The organism is Paenibacillus sp. J22R56 (assembly GCF_056269375.1).
This window is the reverse complement of record NZ_JBWDNV010000012.1, coordinates 164,624-187,690: the sequence shown is the minus strand read 5'-3', so window position 1 is coordinate 187,690 and position 23,067 is coordinate 164,624. Positions and strand designations below refer to the sequence as shown.

Below are 23,067 nucleotides of genomic sequence, written 5' to 3'. Positions count from 1 at the left end.
CTATTCTTGAAATTTGAATGTAAGTTTAAACGTCTTTTCAAGGGATACCTCATCTTTGGATATGAGATAAATCCGATAATAGCTTTCTTCCTGACCGGAATGATTCGAATAAACGCGCTCAACAATTGAGACATCCAGATGAAGAGGTTCAAAATCCAAAAGTACCGTATGTCGATTACCCTTCAGTTGAATTTGCCCATCGTGAAGGACAACTGGTGCGCATTTGCTAACGATTACTTCTGTAATGGCTCCACCTTGCTGCTCAAACCGGAATGTATCCGTTAATACGAGCTCCGGAAGGTCGGTTTTATGCCAAACAAACTGTCTAGTATAAAAATCAAGCCCGCTGTCCTGGTAACAAGCTGCAAGCTCAAGTGTAAACCGATCTTCGGTTTCCCCTTGCTCAAGCTGCAACACTTTAGCTGCGCTCTTCGCGCCTACCTCCTGATAACGTCCTTTGATAATCGGCAAAGAATGCCCCTGCGCTCCTGTGCAATCATATTCATAACGGCCATCGCCAAAGTATTGCGCTGTATATTCACCGCTGCCAAGATCAACGGCAAACGCCGGATCATCATCCGCAAGCAAAATAAAATGACCTACGTCGATATGATTATGTGGCTCATTATTATGGCCCCCCTTGGCTGCAAAGCCAAAGCTGCCCGTCTTCCCTGTGCTTCGCGAAATGAACCACTGGGCATCAGGCAAGTACCAGCTTCCGCTTGCCCAATCTGTATGCCTTGGAGCGTCGGGACGGAACCAAACCAGATTGCGTAACGCATGTGCAAAACGACTGCAGTGGTCATCCGTAAAGCCCGCTCTAATCGATAACGGCGCATACTCGACTCCCTCGATCTGAGCAGCAAGATAATCGGACAATCCGATGTTTACGCTTACATGAGAGGAAGCGTCTGAGAAGTTGGCCGGACGATTTTGCACCAGGTAAGCCTTTTGCTGGAACCTAGCGATCGTCTGTACCAGCTCTGAGACGAATAAATCAGCGTTCCCATTCGACGCGCGCTTCAGTAGATCAGCAAAATAAACAAAGTAACCAAAGCCATAATTCCAATAACCCGGACCTTCCGCACAAGCACCATCATCACCAAAGCCGGATAAATAATGGTTCATTGTCCCGATTGCCCGATGAATAATTGCGGATTTCCGAACAGGATCACGTTCCAGCAGCAAAGCTGCCGATCCAATCGAGCCTGCACAAACGGCAGCCCAGTTATGGTCTGCACTCTCCCAATGATAAGGTGGGAATTGATCATCCAGATAAGGGGTAAACAATCTCCGCTCCACTTTCTCCATCATTGCTTCACGAAGTGCCGTAGGCAAGGACTGCCCAGTAATCGTTATAATTTCAGCAAGTGCAAAGCCAGTCTCCGAAGCAAATAAATCAATATGGCGATTACTCTGCTGTCCTCTCATATGGGCAGGCAGACACCAGGTTTTCTCTTCGAGAATCGCCTCTATGATCTCTATTAAAGCCTGACGATACCGGTCCTCATCAGGAAAAAGACAATGCAGAAAGGCAAATGAGGTAAGACGACGGCGCCGTTCGAAATAAAGTCCTTCATAAATAAGCCGGTTACCATTAGTCTCAAACAACTTGTAAATCTCTTCGGTCAGAACTGGGATAGAACGCTCAAGCAGGCGTTCTCCTTCCTCTCTTATCTCCTTGATCATGCTTGCATAAAGAGAAGAATCGTTCATTTCCTGCCAATTGATCCGGTTCCCGGTGAGAGAATAGATATTATCCTCCACTTCAGGCTGATCAGCGAGCCATTGTGCTAATGTTTCTGGTTCCCATTCATAGATGATTCGCATATTCCCTCCTACTAACCGCGATATTCGGTTGGTGTTAAGCCTGTCTGCGCTTTGAAGGTCTTAATGAAATAGCTCTGATTATCGTAGCCAAGCATTTCACAAATCTCGCTCACATAATAATTCGTCTGGTCGAGCAGCTCTTTGGCCCGATCAATCTTCTGATCCGTTACATATTCAATGAAGGTAAGGCCCGTCTCCTTCTTAAAGAAACGACTGAAATAGCTGGGATTCATATGCAAATGAGCAGCTACTTCCTCCAGTGTAATCCTTTTGCCCAGATTCATCGACACATATTTGTATGCTTCTGATACCTCACGCCTTTTGCTAACTGGCAATGCATCTTCTCTAGCCGCAATGTAGGATAACAACTGCGTATTAAACCATTGGAATAAGCCCCATAACGAGTCAAAATTAACGATCTCCTTATGCAGCTTTTCGGCTGTTAAAGCCGGCGAAGCAAACAGCATAGCATGAAGCTTTAACCGCATATCAATGAGCAGCTTAAGCACCCAGTCTCTGACTTCTTCAGAAGAATACCGTTCTCCACGAATATGCGCTTCCCATTTGCCCGCCAAGGAATTGATTTTCTCTCCATCTTTCGCCATCAGTGCTTCACGGATTTCAGCTCCAGCCTGATCGTACTTTGCAAGGAGACCCGATGCCTGCTCCAAGTCCTTCTGCCATTTGGTGATTTCCGCTTGAGATAAATAGAACCGCTGTTCATCAGCCTTCAGCAGATTACATAATGCCATCTTGAGCAGCTGCGGACTGTCACAGCTCGTTCCGATCAGAAAAGCCATTTTCACCTTAAGCACTTGACCAAGCGTTCTTTGGATCGTTTGAAGACTAGTCTGTACTTGATCGAACACATTTTGCTTTAGTCCTGGCTTAAACGCAAAAAGCAATAACGATTGCCTGCTGCTGTAGCCGATATGCACAACTCGAAGCGGAAGATTCGTGAGCAGTTCCTCCATGACATTGCTAATGGCAAAATGCAAGGTTTGATCCGAATCAAACCGGTTCTTGATGACATTGTAGCTTTCAATAAAGCCGGCTACAGGAAGACATAACTCTCCGTTCTGGAATAAGCCGTAGGAGCTAAAGTCACGCTGCCATTGCTTCGGAGAGATTAATGGCTGCTGAACGAACTCCCGGAACAACTTTTCTTTCCGCAGTTCCTGCGTCTCACTGACCATTCGCTGCATTTGGTTTTGTTCATTCAGCCTTTGGCTCTCGCCGTCAAAACCATCCTTAAACTTCTGCAGCAGCCCTACTAAATCCTCCGGATCAAGCTGATCCTTCAGCAAATAATCCTGTACATCAAGCCGCATCGCCTGCTGGGCATATTGGAATTCGCTATGACAGGATAAGATGACGATTCGAACTTTAGGGTTCATCTGCTTGACTTTAGTGACCAGTGCGAGTCCATCCATCTTCGGCATCCCGATATCTGTTACCAATATATCCGGCATTTCCTCCTGCATATGTTCCCATGCTGCAAGCCCGTTCTCATGCTTTCCGCACAAGACGAGGCCAAGCTTTTCCCAATCTACCACTTCCGACAACAGCTCAATGACCGGATAATCATCATCTACGAGCATCACTTTATACATGAGGACGACCCTCCTCTCGAATAGGGATATGCATAATAACACGGGTTCCTTTCCCACTATCCACGGTTATATGAAAGGCATCGCCGAACATAATCCGCATTCGCTCTGCTACATTCGCCACGCCAATTCCGGACATGCCAGGTGTTTTCGTACGCCTTGTCTCTTGGCCGGGCTCTATGGCTGCTGTCGTCAGGCGCTCCCTCAAACTTTGCAGCGCCTCAGGATCTATTCCATTCCCGTTATCCTCTATGGCCAGCTCCAGAAAATGATCATTTCTGACTGCCGTAATGCGGATCGTTCCTGCACTTTGATTAAGGCCATGAATAAGCGCATTCTCAACCAGTGGCTGCAAAATAAACCGCGGTACCTTGATATCAAAGGATGTCACTTCAACATCCACAACCAGCCGCGCCTCTTCCTTCTGCCTGAGGTTCATTAACTCCACATAATGCGTCAGCAGCTCAATCTCTTCATGCAGCATAATCGCGTCCTCATCCCGGCTGATCGTCATTCGCAGCAGCTTAGATAAGGAAGCAATCATCTTCGCACTGTCCTGATCACCGCCACGCATGACTTTCATCCGTATGGAATTGAGTACATTAAACAGAAAATGCGGATTGATCTGAGCCTGCAGCATCGCAAGCTCTGCCTTACGCTTCCGCGCTTGAGTCAGCGAAACCTCTGCAAGCATCTCTTTGATACGGTCAAGCATTTGGTCGAACAAAAAGCCTAATCTTCCGATCTCATCAGCTCCACGAATACTCGAGCGGACTTCCAGATTACCCCGTTGTACACTTGAGGCAACCTTACCTAGCCGGATTAGCGGTTTCGTCAGTTGTCTCATCAACACCAGCAGCAGAACGAGAAAGATAATAAAAGAAATAACCTGGAATAAAAATACCCGGTTAAAAATCGAGCTGATATTTACGATTGCATCCTGATAGGGTTCCGTCGCCACCAAATGCCAGTCAATAAATGAAAGATCAGCAGTTGTCAGCAAAATCTTCTGATTCTCATCTTTAATAATGGACGACGCTGACTGAGGGTCACTCTCCAGCATCTGCCTGCTGTATTGGAACGTCTGATTAATCTGCTCCTGACGTGGTGAAGACAAAATCCGTCCATCGCCGTCCACTAGAAGCACTTCCTGGCTGCCCGTCAAGCTGCCTAAGATACGGCTGATCTTGTTTTCCATCATCGTCACAATGACGTACCCGTAAATCCGGGTACTATCGAACCTCAACGTCCTTGCTACCGAAATTTGATAAGGACTGCTGATCTTGTCATAAGGAAACATCGTTGGTGCTGTACTTACCCAGTAGGATTGCAATCCAGTTAACTGCTTCAAATTCTCGAACCAAGGTTCCTTCTGAAAGCGCAGCGGATCCATTTCATCCTTGGAATAGTTCGTAAACGTTTCACCATTGGTCAATATAATCGTGATATAGCTCTTTTCCCCGATATAAGTCAGTGTCTCAAGCTGCTGCATAATCCGGTTCGTGGCCATAAATTTATCGTAGGGATCAATTTGATCCGTATTTATCATTTTAATAAAGCTTGATTTCATATCCGTATTTGCTTGAAAGTAATTGGCCGTATTCAGCATCCCTTGGAACACGTTTTTTACGGATCCATTGACCAGCTGCATGGAATCGGTTGCATTTTCTTTCGCTTGCTGTTCAACAGCCTCTCTCGTTAGGGAATTATAGATGAGCATCGTTAATACGGCTGGTATGAGAATACAAAGCACAGCGACTAATGAAAGCTTCCCTCGTACGGAATGAAAGTAGGATCTGATGCGGTACATCCATGATGTCCCCCTTAGATAGAAAAGGGGGACGTAATACCCGTCCCCTTTGAAACTTATTATACCTGATTATTATTTTTTGTTGGCTGCAATAATTTCGTCAACGCGTTTCTTGGAGTTCGCAACGGTTGTGTCGATATCCTGGTTGCCAAGAATGAGTTTTTCATACTCTTCGTTGATTGCTTTGTACACTTCTGCTTGATAAGATGCTGGTGCGATAATTTCAGTTGCTTTCGAATTAACAAGTGTATTTACCAAGCTTTGTTTATCGACAAGCTCAGGGTTTTTAGTACCGCTTAGGATTGTATCGATAATACCGGCCACTTGATCGTTGCTTACACCATTCCATGCTGGAATGTTTTTTCCTTGAACAACTTGACCTTCGGTTGTATACCAGCGAACGAATTTATAAGCTTCATCTTTGTTTTTGGAGCTTTCCGATACGGCTACATAGTCTGTTGTTACAGGTGTGATGCCGGATTGGTCACCAGCCGCGTTTTTCGGGAATGGAGCAACTGCTACATGGAAGGTCAGCGGAAGTGTATCTGTACCGCCAATTTCCGTGTTCATCCAAGAACCAATTGTCAGCATGCTTGCGGATTGGTTAAAGAATTGGTTACGATAAGCCAGCTTTTGCGAGATCATATCCGAATAAGGAACGGAGGATTTGTCCTCTTTTTCCATTTTCACACGAAGCTCAAGTGTTTTCTTGAAGTTAGGATCATCCAGGTTAGATGTGCCGTCTGCTTTCAAGAACTCCGAGCCTGTTGGCTGGTTCTCCATCATCAGCTTCAAGTATTCCATCCAGCCGCCGTTTTGCGGACCATGGAAATAGGTGCCATAACGTTTGGTAGCACCTTCGCCTTTTGTCAGCTTTTTCGCGTAGTCCGCGTACTCATCCCAAGTCCAGTCCGTCGGAACAGCAAGTCCTGCTTCGTCCAGATTGTCCTTGTTCAGAAGAACGTACCAAGGGTTGAATTTGCCTGGCAGTGCATATACTTTGCCGTTCAGATGCGTATCTACTTTATAGTCCTCTTCCACCTTGTAGCCGTCTTTAGCCAGGAAGTCATCAAGTGGAGCAGCCATGCCAAGTGCTACACGTTGTGCATAGCCGGCAGCATCACTAAACATCAAGACGTCAATTTGCTCACCGGATGCAACTCCGAGGTCGAGCTTTTTCATCGCTTCCTGCGTATCGCCTTTTTCACTCAGCTGTACAAGCTCTACCGTTATATTCGGATTTTTCTCATGGTAAGCATCAAGTGTTGCTTTCCAGTTATACGCCTGCTCTGTGCCGTAAGTGTACAGGCGCAGTTTTACCGGATCTCCACTTGCTGTGTTGTTCGAACCAGCGTCTGCACTTGCCGTAGCATTCGCATTAGCCGATGCATTAGCATTCTTGTTGTTTGTGTCATTGTTAGAATTTCCGCATCCTGCAAGTACTCCTGTAAGCAGTAAACTAATCGCTAATCCTGAAGCCCATCTCTTTTTCATTTCTTTTGCCCCTCTCTGAAATGCTAAATAGGATGTTGATAGTTTTCATTATAGTGAGCAGATGTCAGGTAAGGATGAAACTATCTTTACCTAAAATGCAACAAATTCGACTTTCTGCTAACGCTTTCATTACCCTTTTACGCCGCCAAGTGCAATACCTTCGATAACACTCTTCTGACCAATGATAAATACAATCAGGAGCGGCAGGATCGCAGATACCGCAGCCGCCATAATTAGCGAGTAGAATTCGCCGCTGAGCGAGGTGAACTTTTGCATGGCCAGTGGAATAGTAAACAGATTGTCGCTTCGCAGGAAAATAAGCGGGTTCTGATAGTCATTCCATGTCCAGATAAAGCGCAAAATCGCATAGGTTGCAACGGCAGGCTTCACAAGCGGAAGGCCAATGCTCCAGAAAGTCCGGAAATGATTCGCCCCATCAATTTTAGCTGACTCAATAAATTCCTGATGGACGCCCATAAAGAATTGGCGAAGCATAAAGGTCCCGAGTACGCTGAAACTGCTAAGAAGAATAAGACCCCACAAGCTGTCGAACAAGCCGATCTGACGGTACAAAATAAATTGCGGGATCAGAATCGCTTGGCTTGGCACCATGTACGTAGCGAGTACAATCAGGAACAAGAAGTTGCTTCCTTTAAACTTAATCTTGGAGAAACCGTAAGCAGCAAACGATGAAAGCAGAGCCGAGATAAACGTAGTCGTAACGCCTACTTTAATCGAATTAAGATAGTATTTCCAGAAGGGATAATCTCCCACCCATACTTCCTTATAGTTCTCTATAGCATGCCAATGTTTCGGAATCCACTCAATGGGATAAACGAATACATCCTTTTCCAATTTAAAAGAGGTAATCAGCATCCATATAAATGGCATCAGGAAAATGATGCTTATTGCGAACATAATGACTGTAATAACGCCTTTGCGCCAGTTGAAGCCTGTGTTTGTTGTTGGCATGAAGTACCGCTCCTTCCGCGATTAATAATTAACCCATTTCTTCTGTGCGATCCATTGTCCAAATGTAATAAGAAGAACGAAGACGAACAGCATGACCGCAATTGACGAGGCATAACCAACTTTAAGATTAACGAATGCCGTATCGTACAAATACCAGACCATCAGCGAGGTAGACCCAATCGGACCACCTTGCGTCATTACGGCAATAATATCAAACACTTTAAAGGTTGCGATGACACCGGTTACAAGAAGGAAGAACGATGTTGGCGACAGCAGCGGGAATGTAATTCTTGCAAATTTGACCCACCCGTTCGCTCCGTCGATATCAGCCGCTTCATAAAGGTCCTTCGGAATCGACTGCAGCCCAGCCGTGTAGATAATCATATTGAAGCCGATGGAAGTCCAAACCACGATCATCATGATAGAAATAAGCGCGTAATGCGGATCGGCAATCCATTTCGGCGGGTTGCTGAAGCCTAAGGTGTGCAGCACCTGGTTAATGGGTCCATAAGATGGTTGGAACAAGACTTGCCATACGACAGCAACAGCAACGATGCTCGAGATATAAGGCATGAAGTAAGCAACCTTGAAGTAGCTTTTCAAATAGACATGGCGGTCGATGAGAACGGCGAGCACCATGGAGATTAGCATATAGACCGGTACAGCCAGCAGGAAGACAAAGTTATTGCGTACGGAACGCAAGAATTGATCATCATGGAACAGCTTTTTGAAGTTGCCGAAGCCTACCCAGTCAATCCCTTTCCAGCCTTGAACAAAATTCCAATCCGCAAAGCTAAGTACAATTGTTGCTATGATGGGGAGCAGGACGAGAACAAATACGCCTATGAGCATCGGGCTCACGAACAGCAAACCGGCAAGCGTTTCTCCGCTTTGCAGCGAGCGTACTTTTTTCGGCTTCTCCAGCTTTCCCATTACTTGTGGTGAAGTCTCCATATTAAGCACCTCGAATTTCTTAGAATAGTAGTGGTTGTGTTTATTATAGGGAATGCTAGAGCGCAACCTATACCGTTATTTTTACTTTTTTCTTGTTAGAATTGACTTCTTCCTTTGAGGTAAAATCAAACTACGCATTCAAATGTTCTTCCGATCGCCATTGCTCGGGGATTCCTTGAACTATTCCAATAGGATTGGAATCCCCTCACAAAAGCGAACACTATCGTTTCTCCAGAATCATTTGAAATGCTCCGTTTGCATTTAACCTATTTTTAACAAAAAAGACACTCCTAATTAGAAAGGAGTGTCTTCAACTAAAAGATAGAATAATTCGTGTAACGAAGCGTCAGATGCTTATTTGTTGATAAATAGAAACACCAGGATTCTAACGAATCCTGATAATGCTATTAGGTTAGTTGGAAGCAAAACAGAGCACTTGAGAGGGAAATAGTGATAGGAGGATTCGTTACATTTTCTAGACCATCCATATAGCACGAATAGCATGATGAGGATTCGTTAGAGGTTGTGCAAGCAGAGGCTAGAGCATGAAAAAGAGGCTGCCCCAATAGCTTGGGACAACCTCTTTTGTTTGGCGTTTACTCACTGATTAGTTCAGAGGAAACAAGAAGTCTTTTTAATAGAGTTGCTGCTTCGGCACGAGTCACGCTGCCTGAAGGTGCAAAGGAGCCGTCTGGTTTGCCTTTTAATAAACCTGCGCCTGTTGCTTTGCCAACGGCATTAGATGCCCAATTTGAGATACTGCCCGAATCCTTATAGCTCAAATCCACTGCAACCAGCTTGATGCCTGTTGCTAGTTCCAGAGCTTTTACAGACATAACAGCCATCTCTTCACGGGTAACCTGGTTATTCGGACGGAAGGTACCGTCGTCGTAGCCGTTAATGATACCTGCGCCAGAAGCAAGTTTTATGACATCCGCATACCAACTGCCGCTTGTGATATCTTTGAAGGTACGTGGTTCACCCATTTCACGAATACCAAGCGCACGAACCAGCATGGCGGCAAATTCCGCACGTGTTACGGCGCGTTCCGGCTCGAACTTACCAGCAGATGTACCATTAAGGATTCCCTTACCTGCGAGCAATGCAATATCTACTTTTGACCAGTGGTTGGCTGTATCCGAGAAAGTGCGAGTGATCTCGGCAGCTGTGTAGATGCTGTTACCCATACTTTTAATCGTAATTACGGTTTTGCCATCCTTCACCGAAATGACGGCGGGTACGGAGCTGAATGTTCCTGTGACCGGATCATAAACGAGTACTGTTAATTTTCCGGTATCTTGAGCTCCATCAACCGTTATTGTCCGCTCGATGTACGAACCGCCGAAGTTTGTAATGACAATCGTCTGGCTGCCGGATTGAACCGATATGCTGAAATCAATGGCATTGCCAACGGGCATGATGCCTTGAATGGCTGCATCATTGTTCAGCTTTGATGAAGCATCAACAGCAGGCGATTGAATAGAGAACATCCAAACCGCGTTTGCTGTATCCGTAATGCCATTCGCTTGAAGAACCTGTGCTAGCAGCTTCAACGGGAATGTATAGCTTGCCTGTTGATTCTGGATCAACACAGTCAGATCCGAATTAGATGCAGCCAGCTCCAACAGCGTTTTTACGGTAAATGCCGCTTTTCCGGAGATTGCAGATCCACTGATATCAAATGTAATGACATGCTGGCCAGCTTTCACTTCATCCCTTAAAGCCTTGTCGTTATCTTCCGGCTTCGCTGAAGCAGCAACTGCCTTCGATCCTTCAGTGCCTGAGCTGCCCGAACCTGGATTCGTTCCTGTGCTGCCTTCTTCCTTCCCATTAATCTGCAGGGTAAATACTCGGGTTTTTCCATTGTAAACAACCGTTAATTTCACATTACCCGGCCGGACTGCTTTCAATACACCGCTTTCCAGATTAGCGATATTGGTGTTATCTACGGTAATCACCGCATCATTCGTAACCTCTTCCCCGTTGCGGCTATATACATGTACATTCTCAGCAGCGCCTTTCTCAAGAACGAATGGTCCTCTGCTCAGTTCACCTAAGCTGAACTGGAATGGTTGAAGATTAGCAAATCCTTCGTTCTGCTCCTGGAAGGCAAAATTCGGATTCGTATCATTGACTACGGAGATCCGTTCTCCACGGACAATCACATTATCAATTGTGACTGAGCCTTTTACATTTGGCGTGACATCCACACCATTCGTTCCCGCTCCATCAATAACGGTATTCTCGATCGTTACGCCATTTACTTGGAACTCGCCATGAACAATCAATCCGGCATATGTGCTGTCAATGGCTGTATTATTGCGGATGTTGACCGTACCGTTCAAATCTTTTTCGCTTGCGAATACCCAGATCGCACCTAGATTGATTCCATAACCGGAATCAAAGCTGCCAGTGCGGATCAGCGTATTACGTTCCACCACAGTAGTACCGCTGAACGGAACCGGATTAAACCGAGTCGATACCGCTAAGCCTGCACCATTTGTAATGGTGTCTTTTGCAATATTATCCGTCATCTTGTTGTCCTTGCCGCCGAAAATAACCATGTTATCCGCCAGCCAAGGAAGAGATACCGTATTAAAGCGAGCCGTATTGTTAACGCTGGCTACACCTTCTGCCGACCACATGGCAATACCGTCATCACCTGGGTAACGGATATCGCTTTGCTCCAGCATACTGTTGCTCGTTCCTACACAGAAGTTAATGCCGTCCGCCATCAAATTACGCATCCGCAGGCCAATCATATGAAGGCTGTCGGTAAATCCTGTACTGCCTTTGAGGCGCGTCAGCCAGAGGCCTGTCTTGGAATGCTCGATCCATACATTTTGAATAACGGAGCCTGGACCAAACTCACCTTCAAAGCCATGTGTGCTTGCTTCGTCATCCCGGATGTTCAAATCGCCATCGACAAGAAGATCATATACTTGAATGTTGCCGCCATCCCCGATAAACCGTGCACCAAGCAGAGTCGTATACCACATGCCAGCACCACGGATTGTCACATCAGTTACATGCAGCAAGCTTTCACGAAGCTCGAACGTTCCTGCCGGGAACCAGACATCTTTGCCAGATGCCTTTGCTGCTGTCATTGCGGCATTAAAAGCAGCCGTATCGTCCGCTCCATCATTTGCCGCCGCGCCATAGTCCGCCACCGAGAGGAAACCGTCTGGCATCACAAACGAATCTGCAACCTGCTCCATGTCGGCCAGATCGATGACATAATAATCAGCCGCGCTGTCTGCATCCTTCTCCAGCCTAATTGTCGCACCAGCAGGAACATCGCCAATCATCGCATGAATTTCATCAAAAAAGCGGTGCGCACTGCCTTGCGTTGGATCATTTGACCAAGGGTAGCTGCCGTATTCCCATGCATATTTGGAAGTTAAGTGTAATTTCTGTTTGAACTCACCATTGATATACAAGCCTAAGCTTTCTTGCAGTCCGCTGCCATCGGCGCTGTCTGGGATGGCGTAACGTAACACAATAGAGTTTGCCGCTTCCGCTAAAGTAAACTCGACATAATCGCCTGTCTCATCCAGTTCAACCGCCTGTCTGCCGGAAGCCTCGGATGCCATCTCGCGATACACTCTCGAAGGCCCTATGAATGAACCATTCGTGGCCGCATGCTCAGCTTCATAAGTAACGTATGGTACTGTCGCACCGCGATAGTCAAGGTTAACCTCATTATCTACCGTGAAAGAGTCGATGGAAAGGCTTCCGCTTCCCGCCGAATCCTTCTGTACCGTTACGGTATTAATGCCTGCCCGGAGGTCAAGCGTTACAGCTGCATTTCTCCAGCTTCCAGCTGCTTCGACTGTAACTGAATCCATTGGACTGCCGTTTACAGTCAGCTTAAGTTTACCAGACTGGCCTGTTAGATAGCGGACCGAAGCCCCATAAGAGCCTGCGTCCTTCGCATTAACAACAAAACGAATGAGATCAGCTTCCTTCGTCATTCCTTCCAAATAGCCAGTGCCTGTATGACCATTGGATAAAGAAGCTGTCGATAAACTTTGACTATGGAAAGCATTCTCTGCTTCATAAATCACTTTACCGCTGACTGGAGTCAAGTTCCATGCGGCAGATGTTGTAAGGCCTTCTTCACCATATTGAAGCTGATCGTCTTCCAAATAGAGCGCTCCGGTCTTCTCAGCCGCATTCGTAATCACGAGGCGTCCAAGATGTTCTTCCACGACCCACTGCTCAGTATCCGTTATTACACTTCTGTCTACGAGTGAAAGATCGAGCGATAAAAGCTTCCCTGTTGCCCGGTTCTTAATTAGCTTGCGCCCATTGTAATCCTGCAGCAGCCATTCGGCACTTGGATTACCCGTACCAGAACTTGCCGTAACAACCGCAGCACCATTAGATGCTGCAAGTGACTTGCCGTCTAATGTAATCGTGACATAGTTGGTGTCATCAAATATAGGTGTGCTAGTCACTTCGTTACGCTCTTCGCCCAACACTTGCGTTGTGAATCTCTCCGTTGCGTTCTCAAAGCTCCACTGTAACGTTCCGAAAGAGGCTGGGAATAAGCCGCGTTCCGCGTAACCCGCACTATTTTGCACATTGATATACTCATCATCAAAACTGTCGTATAAGCTGCGGATTAGATAGCTCGAACCTTGCGGCTCTATAGACCAGTTTGCTCTTGTGGCAACGGCCTCCCCTTCTCCGCTAATAATATACCGATAGTTGTCATCTACGGCGATGTAATGTCCAGTTACACGGTTCGTAACGCGATAAGATCCGTTATCACCGCTAAGCAGCCAATGTGAATATCCGTTCTCTAAGTCCACATTGCCATACAGCACGACTCCTCCATGGTTCTCATATAGGAATTGGCCGGTTGCCGCATTTTTGATTCGGACTGGAACAGCTGGCAGAGGGGCTTCAGGCACTTCAACTTCTTCCACCGCGAATTGTCCTTCATCATTGCCAGCGACAAGCTTGCTGACAAGCGCGTACCCGGCTTTATCACCGGCTGCCTCATAGACATAGTGGCCAGCCCAAGCGCTCTTGATGTTGATATAGCCCGTACTTGCACTATCTTGCAAATACCATTTGGCGCTGCCCCATTGCGGATAGATTTGTTCAGATGCCAGCTTGAAATCAGGCGTATCCTGCTCAACTGCACCACCTACCCCTTCCATGGACAAATAATGGCCGGTTGCAAGGTTTTTCAGTCGGACAGACCCTACACCATCCCCCGTATCTTCAGGGAACCAGACGGACGAGGTATCCGATTCCGCAAGGCCTTCAAACTTAACCTTACCTAGATCTTCCGAGCTCGCATCTGTTACTTCATACAAGTAACCACCTGTCAGCTTGCTCTTGATCCGGATGTTGCTTGGCGCTTCTGCAGGAACATTAACGAAACGCCAGCGCGGACTTCCCCAGTTTGGATTAATAATGCCGTATTCACCGTATTTGGTCAGGTTTTGCAAGTTAATATACTTTTGGGCACCTGCCTCATCATTCGCATCAAGTACGCTATGAATCAGCCGTGATCCGCCGCCCATATCCTCAATTACCCATACCGCACTTCGCCAATCGTCCTCGACGTCAGTTACTTTAATATGGCCGTCCGTTACATTTTGCAGATTGATATAATGATTCGTTTCGCGGTTTTTAATCCGTTTGCGGCCTTGAAAGCGTTCGACCACCCATTGATCCCGCTCATCATCGGTTCTTAGATTGCCGTATTTCAAATTGCCCTGCATATCTTCATATAAATACATAGACTGCCACTCATTCATAATGCGTACAAACTGCGGGGTGCCATCAGTTGATACAGACGGGTCGGCGAAAAGCCATTGTGCCGGGTTTGTATCAGGATCAACGGTACCTGCTTGTGCAGCTCCGATTGCACCTGCGTTATGCAGATAAACATTCGTTCCGCTGTCATTCTTAATCGTCTTGTAATCGTCATAAATATTCGAAGATACGATGGTCCATTGATAAGAAGAATCGATGTCCGAGGCATCCTCCGCTGTCAAAGGATCGGTTGGCTCTGAAACACCGTTATGAATATAATGACCAGTCCCCAGATTGCGGATTAGTGTCTTACCATCATAATCCTCTAAAATCCACTGATACACGCCTGCATTTGAGTTGTCTAGAACGCCATATTTTACAACACCGTTGTCTTCATATAAGTACGCAGCTCCTGCAGGGTCATCGGAATAACTTGCAATTCGAATTGGTTGAACATCCGTTGCCCTATCAAGACGCCACTGGGCACTTCCCCAAGAAGGCTGCGCCCAGTCATTCGCCCGCACATTGGTATCATCCGGGAACTGGGTATTTAACACATAGTTGAGAGGTGTTTCACCTTCAGTTGCAAACACACTTGTAAAAGTAAGGTAGCCCACACTAGCCGCTGGACCCATCGTCCATTCGCTTTTTGTCTCATCCTGAGCTGTTGCCTTAAGCTGCATCCAGCCTTCTGCACCTTGGGTGATGTAATGGCCGGTTGCACGGTTTTTCAAACGAATGACCGATGTACCGTCTTCCTTCGTTACCACCGTCTCGAAATACCAATGAGTACTCTGGTCGGTAATCCCGCCAGCAACGCCAAATTTGACGAAGCCTTCTTCATCTTCATACAGATATTGTCCTGCCTTGTATTGGTTCACGATACGAACAGGAATACCCGCAGGATCAACCGGTTCAAGTGCCCATTGTGGGCTTTCGAAAGTAATATTAATATCACCGCTTACCTCTGCAAATCCGAGCTGATCCTCTTGATGGATGACCAGATTCGCTGAAGGATCGCTGGCATTCTTAATGATGACATAACCAGCACGGCTCGAGTCGGTTATAATCCACTGATCATCCTCCGTGTTCTCCGTAATACTGCGGCTGTATAAAGGATCACGGCGCTGATTCGTTTCTTCCATTGTGATGTAATGGCCGGTTGCACGGTTTTTAATTCTAGTTATGCCATTGCTCTCTTCTATTTGCCAATGTGAATTCTCGTTGTCTATTGCAGTAAATCCGTAGCGTACTACGCCATCAGAACCTTCATACAAATAATTGCTCTTCCATTTGTTCTTAATCCGTACATAACTGTCTGATCCGCTGCTAACCGTACTGGCCGCTTCATCATCTGCTGCATATACCGGAAACGCTGTAAATAACAGCAGCAGCGCCATCAAAGCAGACAGCATCACCTTACTTCGTGCCATCCGTACTCCCCCTCGGTCTTGTTCAAGGATAGTTGCATCTCTCATCTTAGAGGGTGAGGGGGTACAGGACGAGGTGTATTATTGGGAATATTAGGTGTTATATTAAGTTCCTTACATACAAATGGACTGCTTCTTCAATTCTTCTTCCCTGCCATCGAGAGGGAGAGAAGTATACCTGCAAGCAGAACAACTGTGATGAGGATAAAAGCGGCATGCATGCCAGTCATAAATGATTGGCTGCCGCTGAGAATGGAGCCAATGAGCGCGACCCCTAATACCGATCCAAGCTGGCGGCTGGAATTCAAGGCACCGGAAACAGCACCGGATTGTTCTTTTAGAACAGAGGACATAACTGCTGACATAAGCGAAGGAATGGTTAAAGAAACCCCAAAACCGATTAATAACAATCCGATAAACGTCCAAACATAACTCGTATTCTCATTCGTCCATATTTGCAGAAATGACCCAGCCGCCCCGAGACAGAACCCAGCTGTCATTGGAATACGTGCGCCAACCTTGCCGACGAGCCGTCCAGTCAGTATCGGATTAAAGGCCAGAGGAAGCATCAACGGAAGAAGTGAAAGCCCCGCTGAATGGGCTGACAGACCTTGAACTTGCTGAAAAAACAAAGGAAAAACAAATAAAATCCCTGACAGACCTAAGTTAATAGACAAACCGCCAAGCAGGCCTGCCGATACGGTTCTGTTCCTGAATAGCTTCAGCGGGAAAAGTGGTGCTTTTCCTTTTGCTTCAAGATAGACAAACAAGAGGATACAGAGCAATGCTAGAACAAACGAGCCTATTATCTGAAAAGACTGCCAGCCAAATTTTTGTCCTTCCATCAGACTAAAAGATAAGGCGGCGATGGCCCCAATAGCGGTCACCTGTCCCCCTATATCAAAGCTTTTCTGCTGCGACCGAGGAGTTTCTCTGACAAGAAAACCTGTCAGCAGCAGGCTCACCACAGCAACAGGAACTTGAAGAAGGAATATACTTCGCCATCCAGTTGAATCAGCCAATACTCCACCGATTACCGGCCCGGCCGCCATAGCCACTCCGGTAATCGCCGTCCATATCCCCAGCGCTTTGGCGCGTTCAGCAGGTTCGGGATACATATGAACCATAAGCGTCAGTGAGGCTGGCAGTAAAGCCGCTCCTCCTATTCCAAGGACGGCACGCAGCACGATTAGTAGGCTGATGGATGAGACAACTGCCGAAGCAGCCGAGGCGATAAGAAACAGAACCAGCCCCCCGATATATAAACGTTTTGCTCCCAGCTTGTCAGCAAATACGCCCATTGATAACAGTAATCCAGCAAACACAATCGTATAGGCATTAACGACCCATTGAAGATCGGATATTCCTCCACCTAAATCAGCATGGATGGCTGGAAGTGCGACACTAACAACCGTCATATCAAGCAGCACCATAAAATAGCCAAGCGATAATCCCAGCAGCAACAAGCTGCGGCTGGAGAAGCTTTGTTTATTCAATGTAATTCCCCTCTCATTCTATTCCTGTCGAATTCTCTTAAAGTGTATAATGATCCCTATACAAGATTAAGATGAGGGTTTATCCTAGGAGTCGTTCTCCTACGATAGGAATTAGACAAGGAGAGGAAGGTATCGGATCATGGATGATTCCGTAAGATTAAGTGAGCTTGCGCAGTTTCTGCGGACGCGAAGGGCACGCCTTTCTCCCGAACAGGCTGGATTGCCAAGCAGCGGACGCCGCCGGACACCTGGGCTTAGACGAGGAGAAGTCGCACAGCTGTCAGGCGTCAGCGTCGACTGGTATACGTGGCTGGAGCAAGGTCGTAATATACAAGTATCGTCACAGGTGCTGGATAACATCGGGCATGCTCTCCAATTGGATGCTACTGAACGGAAGCATATGTACTTGCTGGCACTCCAGCAGCTGCCGGCAGAGCTGAACCCTGAAGAAAATATAGTCAGCGATGATTTGCAGAGCTTCCTTAACGGGCAAGGAACAAGCCCTGCTTTTATAACGAATGATCGATTAGATATCATTGCCTGGAACAAAGCCGCTAGCTGTGTCTATGGCCGATATGAAGAAATGTCGGATCGAGAGCGCAATTCAGTATGGCGTACCTTCATGTCGCCGTATGTTAGTCAAGTACTCCAACATAACTGGGAAAAGCATGCTCGCCACCGCCTTGCCCAATTCCGTGCCGGTTACGGCAAATTCCCCGGAGATCCTTGGTGGATGGAGATGATCAGCGAGCTTAATCTGGCTAGTGAAGAATTTAGGGAATGGTGGCCGCAGCACGATGTGCTGAACGGACCCGAAGGGATGAAGATTAACTACCATCCAACAGCCGGGCTGCTGATTTTTAACCAGCTTACTTTTCTGGTATCAGATGCTCCCCACTATACCGTCACGGTTAATATGCCGGCTGATGCACAAACGGTTTCCAAGATGGAACAGCTTCTGCTGGAGTAGGTCAAACGTACACCGATAGTTGAATGATTAGGTTAGTCGTCGTCCGACACGGGTGCATATACAAAAAAAAGCTCCTCAACTGCGGTTACCCGGCAGCTTTAGAGGAGCAGAAAAAAAGGTTATGTACCTATGATAGACAATTCAAGCGCGTTATGCCAATTAGAATAAACTAAGAGTGATTAGAATCTACTTATTTTAAGTGATATTGTCGGTTAGAATATAACCAAACCATTTAATTGTGCTGTAATCCGTTGTATCCAAAACAAAGAAATAAATACAGATAGCAATGAGTACAAGCAATCCTTTTACCCATCTATTCACATTCTTTCCGTTAGTATCTGAGATCTTTTCTGATCCCCCTGCAAGGATATATTTCTTAAAAATAACAACGGAGATGTTGCGTTAAACCGCCCTTTACTTTAATGGTGGCGGATCTCTTGGGGAGAATCCGCTGAATAAGAAAAACCGCCAGGGCACAATGCCTTGGCGGTTAATTTATCGTTGATCTAATGTATATCCTTTGTCAGCACCTTCAGACGGTCCGACTTACACAGTTTAGTCATGAATATCAGTTAAACACAATCGATAGTTATTTTTATAGTCTAACCATTATAAAAACTTATAAACCTCTACTAACAATTTATCCGCAGTTTTATTTTGAAGAAGAGCTATTTTCTTTATAATCATTTTCATTATAGTATCTGTTTATGTATCCATCAGATCCATATATCACCACAAGCCCTGGTTCTGGGTCTGGAAGGTCATAACCTAGATTAAATACGGGTAAGCTCTTAGCTTCTTCTTTAACAGAATCAAAAAATGCATCTTCTTTGGCTCTATCTTCATTATCTTCTTTTGTAGCTTCTGATTGTGTAGGTTTCTCCTGTTTATCATCTGAAGCGGATGGTACTGGTTCAGCATCAGGTGATGTTATTATAGCTTTGATATCATATGTAATGGCTGGCTTTTTATGATCATCATACTTTAAGATAGCTCCTGGAGCCAAACGTGTTGGAATTGCTTTTTCCATAGTTATTTCAGCATCTTTGTCTTGACCAACCGAGTTATTCATGGACACTTCTGTATTTAGCCCTGCTGTCTTGTTTTCCTGCCATTGTCTATACCATTCCCTACCAGAAGCCCAGTTTTTAGAGGCTGGATTCTCTTTAAGAATTTCAGAACAGGCGAGTGCCATAATATATTCCTTCAATCCATCATTGTCACTATTAGCAAATTTACTGAGCATATATTTTAAAGCAGGTTCTCCTTGTGAAACAATGAAATTGTAGTCCTTGTTACTATCTGCTCCCTCAATATATGTATATGGACTAGAGGATAGTGATACTTTAAAATCCTTTGGATTAGTAATACTGTCAAGTTTTTCTTCGATAGTTAACCCCAAGGTCTTATCAATTGAATCTTCCTTTACAGAATTACCGCAACCCACTAAACCAAATAGAAATGTAACAGCTAGACATATAACCATAACGTAAATTCTTCTCATAAAGCCCCCTTGTGCAGTTTACTTCTAAGGATTTGTCCATGCTATAAGATACTTTCAACAATGGTGACACCAAAAAACATGAAAAGCAGCCCTACGCTGAAAACCAACATATATTTTAAATCCCTTCTTTCTACGTTATCAAATATAGCCCTCTTCAATGTTTGCAAATATTCAATGATATCTCCACCCCTTTAATAACCCTTAATATGGAATCGTTGTTTATACGCTGTAAAATTCCATATGTTGCACTTAACACCCCTTTTATAGTAAAGAAAGGAGCAGATACCGGCGGGCAAACTGCTCCTTGTTTTCATTTATTGTTTCCAGTTAGTTTAATCCTTAGGAACATAGGGTTGCATTCCCCCGGACATTCAACCTTCCATGACCTTCATAACGGAGAGGCAAATGGAATTAGATAAATGCCTTTGAGGCAAATACCCAAGCATCATACTTCCCCATACATATTATAAAGAATAATCCAGACGTGAGGAGGTGTTGTGAATTATGTCAGGGTTTGGCCATGGAAATCAAGTTGGCGGAATTCTTGTACTGTTCATCTTGCTGGTGATTATCGTCTGCGGATGTGGCTTTGTTGGCGGCTGGGGCGGCGGTTACGGCCCACAAGTTGGTGGTGTAGGCACAGGTAAAGGGTACTACTAATCGTTACAAGCTTCTTGCCTCCATGACAGCTGACTAACGATATTTCTCTAAAATATAAAACAAAAGACCTCTTTGTCGGAGGTCTTTTAAGCTTGCTCTTTCCAATATTATCCTTACGATATTTCCTCAAGACAAAGAAGTGATTGAAGTAATTTTTTTTTCTTAGAGTTTCTGAAGCTACCCTGCCTAATTGAGTAAGTGCCGGATTCAAAGTTAACGGAGGTGTGTTTTTTACTTAAGCTATCGTTCCCAGTTTAGCGCAATTCATAACGCATATATTAATCAATATTTTACTTTAGTTACTTTAAAGTAGCCCTGGTTAAGAATGATTCTGTATTCTATAGTCTGATTATTTTTTTTGGTATTTAAAATGATACATAATAATGAGTGAAAAGCTAATTAGGATTAAAGCAATTCCTACGATAAGAAAAGGAACAACCATTACATTATCATCAAGTTTTATGGTTACAACATCTGTAGCAATAGAACCATCATGAGTTGCAAAACCATTCTGAATTTCACCAAACATTATTTGCCTACCAAATCTTTCAACCGAGTACATTATTCCACTACAAATAATAAATAAAGTACCTATTAAAAAAAATATTTTTGAATACATTCGTTATCCCCCAACTTTTATTAACAAATATTATTGTTGAAATATTCGCGATGAGATTAAACTATGATTCCACACAAACAAAGTGTAGAGCCCAAAACAACTGGTTACATTTCCCTCTACAACTCTATTGATTATATGAGGACTTATACCGAGCAAACCTATAATACTACCACATATTGGAACTAAACTCCCTTTACTTCAACAAAGGCTGCAGCAGATCCTCCGATCTGCTGCAGCCTTTTGACTCAAGGTTTATTTCTGTCCTGAAAATTCACCATAGATCTTTTTCAATTTTTCAAGATGTGGTTTCAATTGCCGCAACATATCCGCTTTTACAGGTTCCAAATTCTCATGGTAAATTGCCTGATCTGCGGTTTCTTTTAATGACGTAATAGTATTGTCTAATGCACGAAGCTCCGTCGCCAGTGAGCGCAAAGTTTCTCTGGTCCTGGTGTCTATCGTTTTAGGATTAGACTTCCAATACGAGTAGCTTATACTGTATAACGGAAGCCATACATTCGCTTGAAAAGCAAGAATAAACGTGTCCTGCTGCTCATCTGTTGTCATTGACGTATTATTAATTGAAAGTTTAGGGGCAGCATTGTTACTGTAGATATCACTAAATTCAATGAGTGTTAACAGCTGTTCATTAATTTCATCCGCTTGTATCTTAGCCCTATTAATCAATTTCTGAATCTTTGCAGGATCTTCGTTTTCCTTCGACTCGCTGATTTCCATCAGTGTGTCAGCAAGAGGGATCGTAGACGATGCGTGCTTTATTAAATAAGCAAACCCCGAATCGTTCTTCAGGCGATAAAGCGAATTGAGGCTGTTGTACTTGTCAGATGACTGGTTTTCCATATGTCTGTACACTGCAACATCTATTAATATGATAATGATAAGTAGTAGGGCGTAGATCTTTATGTGCTTTGGCAAAGTATACTTCCTTTCTGATCAAATTGACGATGGTCATTGTAGCACATGACGCCAATCTAGTCAGCTTGCATTTAATTCCACTTCATACACTGCTTTTTGTTGCGTTATCTTGCGCGTTTACTTCTATAAATCAAAAAGGAGCCACAACAAGAACTGCTATCGTACCGAGGGAGTTTAACTAAATTAAGTAGTAGAGGAACATTTACATTTCCTTGTCGCTACTGGTAGAAGAGGTTTGTGATTTATGCAAATTTGTAATAGCAATTGCAATGTACAAAAGCAGCCCAAAAGTAGCTCCTCCAAGCAATACTAAACCAATCTCACCCGGTAAAATTAAAACGTAAGCAATAATCATTCCCAAGATAATAAATCCTAGTATTTTATTTTTCCTCCCTGAGATATTTCCATTTAAAACGCAAGTTGCGATTGAAAGTTGCGATATCCTGTTTGTTACTTGAATGAAAGCGGCAACTGACCATCATCAGGCCAGTTGCCGTTTTGTTGTATTGGCTAACGTTCCCAGTTAGCTTAATATCCAATTGGTCCAGTAATCCCATGTTTTTAGAACGCAAATTTGCCCACGTTGCGTCATATGTACATTTGTGTATAGGTGTCTAAATGACTTGTCGGTTCGTCAAGAAGCAATACGTTTGCTTTACTGGCAGAAACTTTAGCCAATTGAAGCATATTTTTTTCCGCAAGATAAAGATTCTATCTTTTGATTAACAATTTCTTCTTCAACCTTTAAAGCAATACTTTGAAATATATGATCTAATCTCTTCATAAGTTTTAAACCCAGCATCGTTGAATTCTTCAAGTATTGTATTAGAATCCTTTAGCATTTCGCCTTGAATCTGAGGTAAATAAGCCACTTTAACATCAGCATTTATTTGAATTGAATCATGATTATTGTTAAAGATTTCCCGGAGCAAGCGTTTCCATAGATTCTATATTTTGACAGGTTGAAAACCTGGTAAATATACAACATCATATTAGTTGGGCGTTTG

Annotated in this window: 14 protein-coding genes and 1 pseudogene; 2 read left to right on the top strand and 13 right to left on the bottom strand. The window is 44.7% G+C overall.

Annotated elements, in window-relative coordinates; translation table 11 throughout:
- The 8 genes from AC0YNT_RS26770 to AC0YNT_RS26735 all read right to left on the bottom strand — a co-directional run bounded on the left by AC0YNT_RS26770 (position 1) and on the right by AC0YNT_RS26735 (position 17,371).
- The gene (locus tag AC0YNT_RS26770; RefSeq protein ID WP_475807362.1) at positions 1-1,830 is read right to left on the bottom strand and encodes a hypothetical protein; all 1,830 of its coding nucleotides are present in this window, start codon (positions 1,828-1,830) and stop codon (positions 1-3) included.
- A gap of 11 nt (positions 1,831-1,841) precedes the next feature.
- Positions 1,842-3,443, bottom strand: coding sequence for a helix-turn-helix domain-containing protein (locus tag AC0YNT_RS26765; RefSeq protein ID WP_475807361.1), 1,602 nt, complete (start codon positions 3,441-3,443; stop codon positions 1,842-1,844).
- Positions 3,436-5,250 carry a sensor histidine kinase gene (locus AC0YNT_RS26760; RefSeq protein WP_475807360.1) on the bottom strand — a complete coding sequence of 605 codons (1,815 nt, stop codon included), beginning with the start codon at positions 5,248-5,250 and terminating at the stop codon, positions 3,436-3,438. Before AC0YNT_RS26760 ends, AC0YNT_RS26765 begins: the two co-directional genes overlap by 8 nt.
- A gap of 72 nt (positions 5,251-5,322) precedes the next feature.
- Positions 5,323-6,744: an ABC transporter substrate-binding protein gene (locus tag AC0YNT_RS26755; RefSeq protein ID WP_475807359.1), complete on the bottom strand. Its 1,422-nt coding sequence runs from the start codon at positions 6,742-6,744 to the stop codon at positions 5,323-5,325.
- Between the two features lie 129 nt (positions 6,745-6,873).
- Complete coding sequence (locus AC0YNT_RS26750; RefSeq protein WP_167277345.1) at positions 6,874-7,716, bottom strand: carbohydrate ABC transporter permease; 843 nt, start codon at positions 7,714-7,716, stop codon at positions 6,874-6,876.
- A 21-nt stretch (positions 7,717-7,737) separates the two neighbouring features.
- Positions 7,738-8,670: a carbohydrate ABC transporter permease gene (locus AC0YNT_RS26745; RefSeq protein WP_475807358.1), complete on the bottom strand. Its 933-nt coding sequence runs from the start codon at positions 8,668-8,670 to the stop codon at positions 7,738-7,740.
- Positions 8,671-9,266: 596 nt separating this feature from the next.
- Positions 9,267-15,878: an S-layer homology domain-containing protein gene (locus AC0YNT_RS26740; protein WP_475807357.1), complete on the bottom strand. Its 6,612-nt coding sequence runs from the start codon at positions 15,876-15,878 to the stop codon at positions 9,267-9,269.
- Positions 15,879-16,012: 134 nt separating this feature from the next.
- Positions 16,013-17,371, bottom strand: coding sequence for an MFS transporter (locus AC0YNT_RS26735; protein WP_475807356.1), 1,359 nt, complete (start codon positions 17,369-17,371; stop codon positions 16,013-16,015).
- 139 nt (positions 17,372-17,510) lie between these two features.
- On the opposite strand from AC0YNT_RS26735, the gene AC0YNT_RS26730 reads away from it, so the two are divergent.
- Positions 17,511-18,341: a helix-turn-helix transcriptional regulator gene (locus AC0YNT_RS26730; RefSeq protein WP_475807355.1), complete on the top strand. Its 831-nt coding sequence runs from the start codon at positions 17,511-17,513 to the stop codon at positions 18,339-18,341.
- 652 nt (positions 18,342-18,993) lie between these two features.
- Here the strand turns inward: AC0YNT_RS26730 and AC0YNT_RS26725 are convergent.
- A complete protein-coding gene (locus tag AC0YNT_RS26725; RefSeq protein WP_475807354.1) occupies positions 18,994-19,845 on the bottom strand; it encodes a hypothetical protein in 852 nt (283 codons plus the stop codon).
- Positions 19,846-20,349: 504 nt separating this feature from the next.
- Here AC0YNT_RS26725 and AC0YNT_RS26720 point away from each other — a divergent pair.
- The gene (locus AC0YNT_RS26720) at positions 20,350-20,505 is read left to right on the top strand and encodes a hypothetical protein (protein WP_015844449.1); all 156 of its coding nucleotides are present in this window, start codon (positions 20,350-20,352) and stop codon (positions 20,503-20,505) included.
- Positions 20,506-20,854: 349 nt separating this feature from the next.
- Here AC0YNT_RS26720 and AC0YNT_RS26715 read toward each other — a convergent pair whose 3' ends face one another.
- From AC0YNT_RS26715 to AC0YNT_RS26700, 4 genes and pseudogenes are all read right to left on the bottom strand, one after another.
- On the bottom strand, positions 20,855-21,124 hold the full coding sequence (locus AC0YNT_RS26715) for a hypothetical protein (protein ID WP_475807353.1): 270 nt from the start codon (positions 21,122-21,124) through the stop codon (positions 20,855-20,857).
- Positions 21,125-21,376: 252 nt separating this feature from the next.
- Entirely contained in the window at positions 21,377-21,985 is a 609-nt protein-coding gene (locus tag AC0YNT_RS26710; protein WP_475807352.1) for a hypothetical protein, read from the bottom strand.
- A gap of 277 nt (positions 21,986-22,262) precedes the next feature.
- Positions 22,263-22,421, bottom strand: a complete 159-nt coding sequence (locus tag AC0YNT_RS26705) for a hypothetical protein (protein ID WP_475807351.1) — start codon at positions 22,419-22,421, stop codon at positions 22,263-22,265.
- A 236-nt stretch (positions 22,422-22,657) separates the two neighbouring features.
- Positions 22,658-22,992: pseudogene (locus AC0YNT_RS26700) on the bottom strand (ATP-binding cassette domain-containing protein); the annotation flags it as partial.
- Between the last annotated feature and the right edge of the window lie 75 nt (positions 22,993-23,067).